This is a genomic window from uncultured Dokdonia sp. (assembly GCF_947492815.1).
In the GTDB taxonomy this organism is placed as follows: Bacteria; Bacteroidota; Bacteroidia; order Flavobacteriales; family Flavobacteriaceae; genus Dokdonia.
The window spans coordinates 64,922-78,425 of the sequence record NZ_CANLOB010000004.1; the positions used below are offsets into that span (position 1 = coordinate 64,922).

The following is a 13,504-nucleotide window of genomic DNA, read 5'->3' on the forward strand; positions in this document are numbered from 1 at the left end:
TTTATTTGAAATTAATATATTCGACGGGAACATGATCTGTTAACCAAACCTCATTTTCTGATTTGTAAAATTCATGCCCATTTTGATGCATTGCTCCTGATCTGATAACAAGAATGGTTGGAACGCCTCTTCTTGCACCTACACGCATTGCAGTGGTTCTGTCTTCACTTAAATGTACGTGTAGTCTACTCATTTTTAGTAATCCTTTCTGTTGGATATCTCTCATAAACTTAGGAACTGTACCGTGATATAGAAATTTAGGAGGCGTAATTGCCTCATACTTCAAATCAACCGAAATTGAATGCCCTTGACTTGCTCTGATTTTGGTGAGATCTTCATTAAATGCAAATCGTTTTTTATCATTGGTAGCGACCACTTCTTTTAGACGTTCTAAATCTACCTTTTTCCCTTGTCTATTCATGTTCTGGAGCAATATATTTACATCTGTCCATCCTTGTGCGTCGAGTGTAATTCCAATCTTATCAGGATTGTGTCTAAGTACGAGACTTAGAAATTTACTTATATGTTTTGTATTCATTGTTTTATTTTTTAAACACGTTTAGTGTTTCTTTATACGCTTTATCGCTTTGTTCTTCCTATGGTTTTGATTCTCAGAAGTTCGCTTTCGCGAAAGCGAACCTAATCATTTTATATTTTTTTCAAACTCTTATCCAGATCTTTTAAAAAATCTTTTCCATAAGTCCCATTTTCAAGATCATTCATCAAGAAAAAAGGCAAATCATTTTCTATGGTATTATCCAAACTTGAAATAGCAAGTACTAATGATGCGACGGTATCTACATCACCTCCAAATGCAACACTAGCTTTTAACCTTTCTTTTAATGACATATCGGTTTTTAATAAAGACAACACTGCTTCTACAGTACTAATTCCTGACATATCAACTTCTCCTGTCCATTTTCCTGTCCATTCTCCTTTTTGTAAATCATTTATATATTCAATAATTGTATCTTTTTTGCCTTTACCATATATAAAATAATGGCTTATAAGCGCTATTGCATTTGCTGATACAATTGCACTTTTTGTTCCATGGGTACAATCAGCTTGGATACTACACTTTTCTATAACTTCTGATTCATCTGTAAATACGCCTATTACATATGCTCGCATAGCTGCTCCATTTCGATCACTTTTATTTATAATTTTATTTAAAAACTCTTGGCCATTTTTCACTTCTGATAAAAAAGAATAAAATCGTTTTGCATACCCTCTTCTAGAATCTCTCTTAAAAGTATTTACAAATGCATTTGCAATATTGATAGGAGTCCAGTCGTCACCAGAAATTATTAACTCTGCTAATGCAATTGACATCTGTGTGTCATCTGTGTATCTTCCTTTTATTTCAGGAAAAAGCTCATGAGTTTCATAGGTTGTAAGAGAATTGAAACAATCAATTTTATGCTTGTTTGCAAACTCAAATCCTGCTCCGTATGCATCTCCTATAGCTCCTTCAAGTATCATTGTTAGTGTTCTTTTATTAATTCATCTCTTACTTCCATCAATGCAAATCCTAAAAGATTTTCTCCTTTCCAAGTATTTGGATCTTCAATATTGGGTTTGTTTTGCGCTAAACCAATCCCCCAAATAGGATCAAATGGACTTGCTTCTACCAAGATTCTATTTCCTGTGTTTACTAAAAATTCTTTCAAATTAGAATGTTGAGAGAACTTATGATAGTTTCCTTCTTTTACAATCTGGTATTTATGTGCATCCCAAATCTCTGGATCAAAATTAGATACTTTACGACCTAACTTTTTTACTTGATGGGGGTGTGAGGCATTGATTATTTTTTCAAGAATAACAGTATCATTAAATAATTGAGCTTTCCCTGCCATCATCCAGTGTTCTGCAGTTTTATAAATGACTCCATTCACCTCAAAATCAAGTTCCCACCATTGACTAAAACAACTTTTAGTAGTATTTCCATTTTTGGAAGGTGTGTGTCCCCAAAAGAAGACATATTTTAGGAGTTCTTTTTGCGTACTATATTGAATCTTTATGGTTTCTATGGTGTATTTCATTTTACTACTCTTTTGTACGCTCCTACCTACCGGTAGGCAGGTTCACGAAAGCGTATATCGTATTTATACTTTTATATCACATTGTATTGCGTTACAAATGGATCATCTATATCTCTATAACTATTGGTGCAATACACATGATCAATACGTTGTTTTATTTCGTCAAATCCATAATTAAATTGTGCATGGGTAACATATAAAAATACCTTTGAAGCGCCTTGCTTTTTAAGTGCATCTGCCAATAATTTGAAGGTGCGTCCACCATCAGCTATGTCATCTACAATAAGACATTTTTTATCTTTTACATTACCTTGTACATTAATCATTGGATTCCCGTCTATACGTACTTTATTAGAAGGAATTAAATCTGCGTTTAATCGTTCTGCAATACGATGTGTTGTTTTATAAGCACCTGCATCGGGGCTTACCAGAACTGGATTTCCAATCGCATTATACGCTTTTTGAACATACTCAAAATGATCTATTTGTACTGCATTGGTAATCAATGCTAAGGATACATCACTATGTGGATGTAATATCCGTACACAATCAAACTCCATACTATTTATAAAGCCTGTGATGACTTTTAAATCAAAAGATGCGTTCTCATAAAAACGTCTATCTGATCGTTGCCCTATCAAACAATATATGGTAAGAGTAGACGTAACGGTTTTGTCTAAAGTATGATCTGCATCCCAAGCTTCTTTTATAGAAGCTATTGTAAATAGTTCTTCATAAGTATTACCTCTAAATGAAATGTTTAAATCTCCTTTGGTTTGTATACTAGCCGTTACTTGTCCGTCTTTAAATTGTTTTATAGTGTATGACATAGGGAGTCGTTTATATAAATTGGTTAATTCGGTTTCTAATTTCTTCTAAGGTTGTTACTCTTTTAAAAACACCATTTTCATAAATAGTTTTTAATACGCCTTCTTTTTCTTCTTGTTCTGTTACTTGATCTCTTAATTCATAGGTATCCCCTACTTTAATCACTTTTAATAGTCCTTTTGCTGATTTCTTAATACCATTATCGGTAATAGGGTCTTTAAATATCTCTCTGCGTTTTCCTGCTACCACCACCGAAGTAGCTTTCATTGCAAATCCAAAGGTATCTCTGGTTTTAAATTGATATGTAAAAGACCCTATTCCTAGCACCACACTAGTACTTGCAAATCCTTTATCGTGTAAACGTTTACAAATTTTTTCTGCTCTTTCTATCGTAATACTATCACCATAAATAGCTCCTATATGCGGATTTAAAACTTTAAATCCTTGCTTGTTTATGGTTCCGCCAAATACGTCCCAAAGCAATTCAATAACTCCTTTTTTTTGAGGAGTGTTACCCCCTAATTGTATGTTTTCTCCACAAATAATAGTTACGGGGTCCCCACTATCTGGTCGAATTACAAGTTTTCCATCTCTTTCTAAAATCTCATTTTTCAGGATAGGAAGATACTCTGTTACTACCTTCCATAAATCCCAAGTATCACTTACTATAGATAAGATCCCTGTTGGGTATGTGTTCATTAATGCTCTAAAAGTATTTATCTCATCATTTTTTGTTCCCGCACACATTACAGAATGTTCTGTTGCATTTACTGATCCTACTACAAATCCTTCAGCCTTGTAGTACGTTCGTAATTCTTTTATTACAGGCAACGTATCTGATCCTAAAAATACTGATGCATGTCCCATTCCTGATGCTAACGCACTTTGTAATCCTCCCATACCTCTCATCGAAAAATCATGACCTTGAACATCTATAAAATCAACATGTTCTTTATCAGTAAGCAATGCCCAATGTTTGAATATACGTTTATATTGTAATGCAATTGAAGCTGATGTCATAGGTTGCCATAACATCGTAGATATGATAGTTTCTAAAAAATTAGTAATCCAATAAAAATCTTTATGTGTATTTACAATCGTAATCATTGGAATGCGAATAGGCGCCTCTACTCCTTCAGGCAATGATTTTACTCGTATAGGTAAATATTGCAACTCGTGTAATTGTTCAAAATGCGTTACATCATAATCTGTTCCTAGGTATAATGACAGCTCTTCTTTAATTTCTTTGCAAACTTCTGATTTTGGTTTTGAAAAGAAATGATCTTGAAAATAATCATGTATCCATTGGAATACATATTGTTGTCCAAATGAAACAACTTTCTTACATCCATTTGGAGCATATGTATTGCTTCTTGGTGTCCAATTAGAATACACTTCTTCTGTTCCTACAGGATATTGTTGATGATGTCCTGTCTTGTACCCGTCTGTTATTAATATACTATTCATTTTGTTGTTATTTATACATCTATTTGTGTAAATATGACGCAAATATAAAATGAACAAAAAGAGCGTGCAAGTTTTATTTGCGTTATTTTGACACAAACATATTAACTTATTGATTTACAGTAATTAAATTTCAAAAATAATTCCTTCTTTTTTTAATTCGAAATACCGTTTTTGGTTAAATTGGAATAAATTGGCAGGTCTACCTGATCCTTTCGATACTTTTTCATCCAGTTCATCAAGTACATTTAAACTTAAAATTTTCTTTCTGAAATTACGTCTATCGATAGGTCTTCCTAAGAGGGTTGTATATAATTTTTCTAAGTCTGAAAAAGGAAATTTCTTGTCTAATAATTCAAAACCTATAGGTTCATAGGTGATCTTAGCTTGCAATCTAGCAATAGCCATGTCGAGAATCTTTTGATGGTCAAAAGAAAGTTCCGGAAGTTTATCTAGCGTAAACCATTGTACTTCTGCGGCGTCTGTAGAAGCAACTATTTTGAATGTATTTGGTCTGACTAGACCTACATATGCAACTGTTACTACCCTACCTCTAGGATCTCTTTCTACTGCGCCAAAAGTATATAGTTGTTCCAAATAATTAATTTTGACACCTGTTTCTTCTTGTAACTCACGTTCTACAGCAGTTTCAAGAGATTCATCATTTAAAACAAATCCACCAGGAATAGCCCATTTACCTTTAAAAGGATTGTATTTACGCTGAATAAGTAATGCAGAAATCACCCCTTCTTCATATCCAAAAACTACTGCATCTACAGAAAGCTTGATTTTTTGCTCAGTCATATTGTGTAATGTATACACAAATATAGAAATTTCTATGCGAATTATTCTTTATACACTTTACCGCTTCGCTCTCACTGCGTTCGTGAACCTGCCTGCCGGTGGGCAGGAAAGCGTACATAGAAACATAACTATTCTTTCTTGTAAAACGGATCTACATTTCTGTAGATAGACTTTATTTGATCATTTGTTAATAGATACAATTGTGCAATAGGAATTTTATTTTTGTCGTATCCATTTATTTTTGAAGTATTTGTTTTTATCCATTCTTCAGCGACTTCTACAATCATTGTATTTGCCATACCGCTTCCTGTAGTTCCTGTACCTGAAACCATATTTGCTAGTTCTAATTTTGGAGATTCGCTAAATACAATTTGTGACAAACGAGCTCTATATTCAATTGTAGCGGTTCCTAGTGCTGTATAAGCTTCTTGTAATACAATTCTATCTAAAGAGTGCCTACCTTCATGTGCAAACATGGTTGCATTATCTCTGTAGAGATCGTATTGCTCTATAAATTTTAATTGTAATGTAATCCCTGTATATCCTTCTTGAAGGAGTTCCTTATACAATTGGTCTAGAGCATCTAATTCTAATTTACTAGCAAGCCCTGCTAATACTGTATTTTTATCTGAAGATATTGATGACTCTAATAGTGTTTTACGTATTTTATTTTCAGCTTTTTTTCTTTTTACAGCGTCAGTAACACTTTCCCATGCACTAATTCCTAGGTATTTAAACATTTTTTTTACTCTTAGAAAGCCTCCTCGTATCGCAAAACCTCCTGCTCCCCTATCTTCCCAATACCAGCTTGGGTATCCATTAGAGACCATCATATCTAATTCTGTAAAATTAAACGCTGCACTGTGACCGTATTGTTCTACTTCACGAACACGTTCGTTTACAATTTGTCCCATAACCAATCCCATGATATTAGAACTACTTGTTCTTCCTATCATAGCGACTGTACCAAATTTAGATCTGATTAAACTCCTGAAGTTTTGCATGGAAAAAGTATCTTTTACAGTTTCAGTAGCGGTTAGTTTCTCATATAATTCTTCACTAGTATCCGTTATAAATGAAAGATACTTTTCTGTACTTCCTTTATCTAGTGTCATTTTTCTATAGTACTCATTTGTGTACTTTTTAACTTCTTCTAAATGATTTGCATAACCAATAATATGCTGTAAGTCAACATTATTTTTCAGGAACGTATTTCCTTTGCTAGTGAAGTTTATAGCCATCAATCTTGCATATGTATAAAAACGAGATTGCGCTAAAGCTTTTACCAATGCTATTTTATCATCATTATTTAATGCTTCTTTATTCCATTTTAAAAGAATCTTTTCAAGGGTTATTGCGGGTTCTTTTAAATAGTCGTACACACTAGATATGTCTGCAAACCTATAATATGCTAGCCAAGCTTTTAATGCTGTATCACCATCTTCAAGTAATAGTGAAATTCCTACTAAAACATTTGCAGCATTCACATTGGTTGGATTTACTGCTAATACCTCTTGAAGCATCATAGATGCTTCTTTAAGTGCTGTGGTATTAATAGTAGCATTTGCATCGTATTGTGTAATTGCCTGTGTAAGAACTATATTGCTATACTTATATTTTGCATATTGTTTATCTGCATTTGAGGTTGCAATTTGCTCAGATGTTTTTGCAGCATGAAGTGCTTTTTCATATTCTCCTGCTTCTTGCGCAATTCTACTTATTATAATCCACGTTTCAGATCTATAATCTCCAATACTATCTGCTACTATTAATCTTTTATAAGCAGTCTCTTTATCTTTATAAAATTTCCAATCTTGTATTGCCAAAGATCTAAGTGCTTTACATTTCTCTTCTTTTGTGGATTTGTCATTTACACTCACCTTTTCAAAAAGACTTTTTGAAGTTGTTAATTGTAATGATCCTTCTGCCCTGTAGGCCGCTTGTAATTGAGCACTTGGTTGTATTTCTTGTGCTAGTATACAACTAGAAAAAAAATACAATACTCCTAGGATTCCTATTTGTTTTATAAACATTATTTATTAGGCTTTTAATGACTTTAAAACAAATATAACTAAATAATTAGTTTAAACTAATTATTTAGTTGTAAGATGTCTAATAATAGTATTTGGGTAACAATTATAGATTAAATACTCTTCTATATGTAATCTTAAAAAATATATTATGTTAGAACAATTTAAAAACGAAAGAATTGATAACCTAAAAGTTATCTATGGAGGCAAAGACATTGTAATAGAGGATGATGTAGTTGGTAGAGCTATTATTATTGAAGATGAAATAGGTGGTTAAAACGATCCTCACTGAAGTCAATGGACTATATAGGAGATTTATCTTTTTAAACATAAAGATGTTTAAAAACACCTTTATGTTATCATACTGAGCCTGTTGAAATGTTAACCGATCTGAAAATAAAGATTCATTCAACAAGCTCAGGATGACAATAGGTTTATTTTATGGCTACATCTGGAGCTGTAAGTCTACCCCACATTTTTTCCATTGTTTTTATTTTATCTTTTTCACCCATCTGATGCAGAATATTATTTACTGCATTATATGCAGAGTCTAATGCTCCTACAATCCAACCATGGTGAACAGAACAGCACTCCCCTGCTATATTTAAGTGTCCATCAAATTCAGGAGTTAATAAGGTTTGATATAAGTTTGTAAACTGTCCTGGACCAAATAAAGCAAAGGCTCCTCCTCCAGCATGATTATCCCAAAACCATGTTTTAGTCGTTTCTTCTGGTTTGTAGCCTGCAAATGATCCATACACATCTGCCTCTGCTTCTGGATATAAATAGGCAATGCCTTTTAAACATTCATTCACGCGTTCTTCATCAGAAAGTGCTCCCATGCGTTCTGCATCTTGTGCCCAACAATATATTTGTAAAACCCCACCTTCTGCTTCATATCCATATGATGGGTATACAATTTGCCTATTAGATCTATCTGATGTGCCAACTCCAAGACCTTTACCTTGACGTTCTCCAAGTCTTGCCCAGAATTGGTCTTTAAAGGTAATAAATGCTTTAAATGATGGCATATAATTACATTCTCTTATAGCACGTGCTTTAGAGAAAGATAAATTATCAAAGAAGTTTGTTTTCAGTTCTCCACTCAAATATGCTCCGTTTGGAAGTGTACTAATTACATATGGATATTCTTTAGTAAGGGTTTCTTTTTTAGTTCCTTTTGCTGCATTTATTTTTAATCGTACTCCTCCATTGGTATCATATAGTGTTGGATCATATTCAACCTGCACTACTCTATGATTCATAAACACGCGTTGTTTTGGTTGGGATGGTTTTCCAGGAACTGGTTTTGGTGGATCTGCTGGAGGTACTGTTGATGGTGGTTGCGCATCTTCGGTTAAATTGGTAGGCGAATACCCTTTTTGTCCATCTTCTCCTTTCTTCATTCCAATTTCAACCTGAGCTCTATGACCATCTTCAGGAAGCACTCCTTCTTCTAAATTTAATACCGACCTACAGGCATCTGGAAAATGCTGCATCCCTTTATTCATAGTAATCATATAGATATTTGGATCACTGTGATCATAAGGGTTCATACTACCTTCCCAATCATATAAAGCCAATACCATTTCTACAAAAGAGACTGAATACATTCCAGTACCTACATTTAATGTTTCTAAGTAGCTCGCTACATTATATGGCAAATGATCTTTCTTTTTACCCATTTTCGGATCATAATACTCATCGAGGTCTTCTAACTTAAATACATTTGTTAAGTATCCCCACATGGAGTAATTATCAAACTTCATCAATTTTTCAAAAGCCTTGTCAAAATCTTCATCTCTAAAAGCATCCATAAATGGACCATTTACTTTTTCAAGAACCATATTAATAGGTAAATATGGCTCTCCTTTAGAATGTTTTGAAGTGGGTGTTACCCAAACTTCAGAAAGATCACCTCCTTTGTTTTTTCCAAAATTAAGATCATTTAATGCAGCATTTTGTTTAATAATAGGAGCTTCCATATTATTATAGCGTAGTCGTTGTACATCTGAATCATAATAAAACTTACGCCACTCTACCATTTTATCGACTAATTTGTTACGCTTAAGAACGGCATTAAGGGATAATCCTAAATGCTGAACTGGTAACATATCAGGTGAAAACTGCGGAATACGCATTCCTCCTACTTCTCCATATAAGCATGCTGTATCTGGATTTTTTGCATCATATTTTGTAGAATACCAAGTATCTATTCTTCCTCCTACACGGTCAGTACTTTCAAACACTTCACATTCTATTCCTAAAGATTGAAGGATGAGCCCTGAGTATAATCCTGCAAATCCGCCACCAACAATTCCAACTACGGGTGTATCTGTTGTTTTTTGACTGCCGCGTAATTTCGTAAGGCCGCTCTTTGTTTGCAAACGCTGTTTTGATAATTCAGAAGCATAATCATCTCCATGATTTTTGATAAGCCAATCAGAAAATGCTTTACGCATAGATCCCTTTGGTGCTTGACTTCTTTTTCTAGAGACTTCCTGTCTTCTATTTGGGTTATTAAACGATAGATAACTCATTGATATATTAGATTATAGGGTTATTTTAATTGTATGAATGTATGACAAACAATCGGTTATCTAACAAATCTAATTGAGAATTCTATTTTTAGTATAGGTAAAACTACGTATTTTTTAATAAGATTATGGTATATACATATATGGTTGATGTATACGCTTTCGTACTTCGGCAAGCTCAGTATAAACTTCTACGTCGTTTTACTCCTTGAAAGCGTACCTCTTATTTTTTAAATCGTATCGCGTCTTGTACTGTAAGCGTTTTGTCCCAAACAATAGCTACACCTATGCGATCTTTAGTTTCTTTGATATAATCATACATATCAGAAAGTCCTACTGTAGCTCGTAAATGGGATATTTTTTCTAAGTTTTCAATAGGCCAAACTGCACTTTGATTATTGGTATTTTCAAAAGTTTGTGTACCATAGCGTTGTGGTAATCCTGCATTCATTTGTAATCGATCAAACATTGTTGCAGCATCATCAGGATCTAGGTATCCTAAAGTAACCATCTCTTCTACTTTAGGGTAATACATACGCATTAAAGCATCATCACTGTGCTGCAATATGAGATAAATTGATGTGTGGGCTTCTTTACTCAATGCTTTAGGCCAATCACAATTTGTAAAAAGTGTTTTGATATATTCTTGATTGTATTGATCTTGTTGTTGCATTTTAGTGATCATGGCATAACGCTTTAGCTTTTTACTAATATCATTTTCAGGTATAGGATCTGCGAGCATTGGCATCAATTTCATACGAATTTCTTGTCCTTTATTTTTAAGAGTAACTAGTTCTTTGTTTAGTTTCTTAATAGAACAATCTATGACTTTAGGGGTATAAATTGTGGTAGAAAATGTACTAAATAATACAAGCATACGAGGTTTGGATATTTAAGTGTTACTATACAAAAGTGATGTGATTATATGTTTCATTAGTACAACACAATAGCGCATAATGTGGTGCTTTATACGCTATGTATTGTACATTGGTTTTGAGAATAGACATATTGAGTGTTTCTCAAAAAAAGCAGCTATTTAGTATAGTCTTTATAGGGTGCTATTTATAAATATGCTACTAAAAGAATATTTCCATTTCAAATAGTGTGTTATGCTATTTTTTATTTGCTAATTTTTTAAGTCTTTCTGATACAATTTGTGTTTTAAGTGCAATTAAGCCATCTACTGCCAGTGCAATATCTGGGTTATCGGTTTCTCCTTTAAACCATCTGTGAACTGTCGTCCTTTCAGTATCTGCTAGGGCTGCTATCTTTACAATATCACCATAACCAAGTTTGGATTTAAGCTCTTTACGTTCCTTTATTTTACTATCTATGTTATTATTCATTACTTTGTGCAACAGTTTGCTCTAGAGTACTCAAAGATAGAGCATTACTCTAATATTACAAAATAAAATAGAGTATTATTCTATTTTAAATGAGGTGTTTACGTATGAATGTCAATGATAGAGCTAAGTTATTTGTGAAATCTCAAGAGATCACTATGAAGACTTTTGAGAGATCAATTAATGCTTCTAATGGATATATGAATAATATTACAAGGAGTATTAGTCTTGAAAAAATAGCGCTTATCGTACAAAAATATCCCTTACTAAATATTGAATGGTTACTTACTGGCAAAGGCGATATGCTCAAATCACTAATAGATATTAATGAACCTGAATCTCAATATGTCAATGAAGACCTAACTACAAGAGCTTCTATTACTGCAAAAGCATTAGTTAAAATTGATGCTTCTGTCACGCACTTATTAAACGAAGTTTCTGAGATAAAAGAGCAACTTACAAAAAAGGGAAAGTAAAACTTATCTATAGTCGAACTTGCCTCTGCTGGTAAGCAGGCTAATCCTATTATTTACTGAACGCGTTTTAGTATCTAATGGTACCTTGGTTGAATAGCGTATTATTTATTGTATTTATTTTTTCTAAAAACCTGTTTTAAACTTTTATAGTTGATTTTAAAATAGTTATACATTTTTCAATAATGTGCTATAAAATGCTATTGTGTTACTTTTTATGTTATTATTTATTACTTTGTGCAACAGTTCGCAATACAAAGCAAAAAATAGAGCAACACTCTAATAATTAGATAAAAAAAAGATTATTACTCTATTTTGTATAGAATGTATATAGATATATGAGTATAAAGGATAGGACACGATTATTTGTAAAGTCTCAGCAGACAACAATAAAAGCTTTTGAACGATCAATCAATGCTTCTAATGGTTATATCAATAATATCACAAGAAGTATTAGTCTTGAAAAAATAGAGCTTATTGTAGAGAAATATCCTGTATTAAATATTGAATGGCTACTGACTGGTAAGGGTGATATGTTAAAGCCACTAACAGATTTAAATGAACCTGAACTACAGTATATTCATGAGGATGAAAAAACAAGAGCTTCGATGACTGCCAAAGCATTAGTAAAAATTGATGCTTCTGTTACCCACTTACTTCAAGAGGTTTCTGAAATAAAAGAACATCTTACTAAAAAGGAAAAATAGGATGTCTCGATAATAATTTCTAGATGAATGATCATTTAATTAAAAATTGTAAAATAGATTTTTTACTAAGATTTCTTGCTAGCCTATTCCTTGTGAGTTTATTGATATTATTATTCAATAAGATTAAACCTACCGAATGGTATATCTGGTTACTATATCTTATTTACCCTGTATACTCAACGTTTAATGAAGAAAAAATCATCCTTGAAGTATTAATGAATGATGAAAATGTGACTATTAAAAGTTATTCAATACTAAAAGGTAAGAAGGAAGTCACTATAGCTATCAAAGATATTATTAAAATAGATTTTTTTAATGGATTTTCAATTAAGTACAAAAATACTGTTGGTAAAACAAAAGACATTTTTAAGATAAATGCAGAACCCTGGAATACCCTTTATACACAGATAAAAACTTTAAAATTAGCACATCAAGATGAGCAACTTCAAAAAGCTAAAGATTTAACTATAGAAATGACTAAATAATCTATAGCTTCTTTGCTTCTTCCCAGAATACGTCCATTTCGGCAAGTGTCATATCACTTAACTTTTTATCTAAGGTAGCCGCTTTACTTTCTAAATACTGAAATCGTTTTATGAATTTCTTATTGGTACGTTCTAGAGCACTTTCTGGATCTACTTTTAAGAATCGCGCATAATTAATCATAGAGAAGAGTACATCGCCGAATTCGGCTTCAATTTTTTCTTGATTGTTGGCATTTATTTCTTCTTGCAACTCCCCTAGTTCTTCTTGAAGTTTTTCAAAAACTTGTTGTGGTTCTTCCCAATCAAACCCTACCCCAGCCACTTTATCTTGAATGCGACTCGCTTTTACCATCGCAGGTAGACTTTTAGGAACACCTTCTAACACAGACTTTTTCCCTTCTTTAAGTTTTAATTTTTCCCAGTTGCGTTGTACTTCTTCTTCGTCTGCTACTTCAACATCTCCATATATATGTGGATGACGGTCTACCAATTTATCTGAAATACTATGCGCCACATCGGCAATATCAAAATCTTTAGTTTCACTTCCAATTTTAGCATAAAACACGATATGTAACAACAAATCTCCGAGCTCTTTCTTAATTTCTTCTAGATCATTATCTAAAATTGCATCACCTAACTCATAGGTTTCTTCTATAGTCAAATGACGTAAACTCTGCATGGTTTGCTTCTTATCCCAAGGACATCCTACTCTGAGTTCATCCATTATGGTTAAGAGTCTATCAATGGCGTCTAGTTGTTGTTGTCTTGTGTTCATAGTTATATTTCATTTC

Annotated in this window: 15 protein-coding genes; 4 read left to right on the plus strand and 11 right to left on the minus strand. The window is 32.9% G+C overall.

The genetic code is table 11. The annotated features are described in order from the left end of the window. Position 1: 1 nt before the first annotated feature. The 7 genes from Q1A01_RS06120 to Q1A01_RS06150 all read right to left on the minus strand — a co-directional run bounded on the left by Q1A01_RS06120 (position 2) and on the right by Q1A01_RS06150 (position 7,171). Positions 2–538 carry an RNA 2'-phosphotransferase gene (locus tag Q1A01_RS06120; protein ID WP_299677538.1) on the minus strand — a complete coding sequence of 179 codons (537 nt, stop codon included), beginning with the start codon at positions 536–538 and terminating at the stop codon, positions 2–4. Positions 539–648: 110 nt separating this feature from the next. Then, entirely contained in the window at positions 649–1,482 is an 834-nt protein-coding gene (locus Q1A01_RS06125; protein ID WP_299677541.1) for an ADP-ribosylglycohydrolase family protein, read from the minus strand. Between the two features lie 2 nt (positions 1,483–1,484). Then, positions 1,485–2,042 (minus strand): NADAR family protein, encoded by a 558-nt coding sequence (locus tag Q1A01_RS06130; RefSeq protein ID WP_299677544.1) that lies wholly within the window; start codon positions 2,040–2,042, stop codon positions 1,485–1,487. Between the two features lie 71 nt (positions 2,043–2,113). Beyond that, positions 2,114–2,872, minus strand: coding sequence for a phosphoribosyltransferase family protein (locus Q1A01_RS06135; protein ID WP_299677546.1), 759 nt, complete (start codon positions 2,870–2,872; stop codon positions 2,114–2,116). 10 nt (positions 2,873–2,882) lie between these two features. Next, entirely contained in the window at positions 2,883–4,337 is a 1,455-nt protein-coding gene (locus Q1A01_RS06140; RefSeq protein ID WP_299677549.1) for a nicotinate phosphoribosyltransferase, read from the minus strand. A gap of 123 nt (positions 4,338–4,460) precedes the next feature. Further along, positions 4,461–5,138, minus strand: coding sequence for an NUDIX domain-containing protein (locus tag Q1A01_RS06145; RefSeq protein ID WP_299677552.1), 678 nt, complete (start codon positions 5,136–5,138; stop codon positions 4,461–4,463). Positions 5,139–5,266: 128 nt separating this feature from the next. Next, positions 5,267–7,171, minus strand: a complete 1,905-nt coding sequence (locus tag Q1A01_RS06150) for a hypothetical protein (protein ID WP_299677554.1) — start codon at positions 7,169–7,171, stop codon at positions 5,267–5,269. 148 nt (positions 7,172–7,319) lie between these two features. On the opposite strand from Q1A01_RS06150, the gene Q1A01_RS06155 reads away from it, so the two are divergent. Continuing rightward, positions 7,320–7,445: a hypothetical protein gene (locus tag Q1A01_RS06155; RefSeq protein ID WP_299677557.1), complete on the plus strand. Its 126-nt coding sequence runs from the start codon at positions 7,320–7,322 to the stop codon at positions 7,443–7,445. 157 nt (positions 7,446–7,602) lie between these two features. Here the strand turns inward: Q1A01_RS06155 and Q1A01_RS06160 are convergent, their stop codons facing one another. The 3 genes from Q1A01_RS06160 to Q1A01_RS06170 all read right to left on the minus strand — a co-directional run bounded on the left by Q1A01_RS06160 (position 7,603) and on the right by Q1A01_RS06170 (position 11,051). Then, complete coding sequence (locus tag Q1A01_RS06160) at positions 7,603–9,708, minus strand: FAD-dependent oxidoreductase (RefSeq protein WP_299677560.1); 2,106 nt, start codon at positions 9,706–9,708, stop codon at positions 7,603–7,605. A 220-nt stretch (positions 9,709–9,928) separates the two neighbouring features. Continuing rightward, positions 9,929–10,582: a DUF6624 domain-containing protein gene (locus tag Q1A01_RS06165; protein ID WP_299677563.1), complete on the minus strand. Its 654-nt coding sequence runs from the start codon at positions 10,580–10,582 to the stop codon at positions 9,929–9,931. Between the two features lie 235 nt (positions 10,583–10,817). After that, positions 10,818–11,051, minus strand: coding sequence for a hypothetical protein (locus Q1A01_RS06170; RefSeq protein ID WP_299677566.1), 234 nt, complete (start codon positions 11,049–11,051; stop codon positions 10,818–10,820). A 104-nt stretch (positions 11,052–11,155) separates the two neighbouring features. Here Q1A01_RS06170 and Q1A01_RS06175 point away from each other — a divergent pair, with 104 nt between their 5' ends. The 3 genes from Q1A01_RS06175 to Q1A01_RS06185 all read left to right on the plus strand — a co-directional run bounded on the left by Q1A01_RS06175 (position 11,156) and on the right by Q1A01_RS06185 (position 12,713). Continuing rightward, positions 11,156–11,524 (plus strand): hypothetical protein, encoded by a 369-nt coding sequence (locus Q1A01_RS06175; protein WP_299677569.1) that lies wholly within the window; start codon positions 11,156–11,158, stop codon positions 11,522–11,524. Positions 11,525–11,859: 335 nt separating this feature from the next. Further along, positions 11,860–12,228, plus strand: coding sequence for a hypothetical protein (locus Q1A01_RS06180; RefSeq protein ID WP_299677572.1), 369 nt, complete (start codon positions 11,860–11,862; stop codon positions 12,226–12,228). Positions 12,229–12,251: 23 nt separating this feature from the next. Then, the gene (locus tag Q1A01_RS06185; protein ID WP_299677575.1) at positions 12,252–12,713 is read left to right on the plus strand and encodes a hypothetical protein; all 462 of its coding nucleotides are present in this window, start codon (positions 12,252–12,254) and stop codon (positions 12,711–12,713) included. A 1-nt stretch (position 12,714) separates the two neighbouring features. On the opposite strand, the gene mazG is transcribed toward Q1A01_RS06185, so the two are convergent. Further along, positions 12,715–13,488: a nucleoside triphosphate pyrophosphohydrolase gene (gene mazG, locus Q1A01_RS06190; protein ID WP_299677578.1), complete on the minus strand. Its 774-nt coding sequence runs from the start codon at positions 13,486–13,488 to the stop codon at positions 12,715–12,717. Positions 13,489–13,504: the final 16 nt, after the last annotated feature.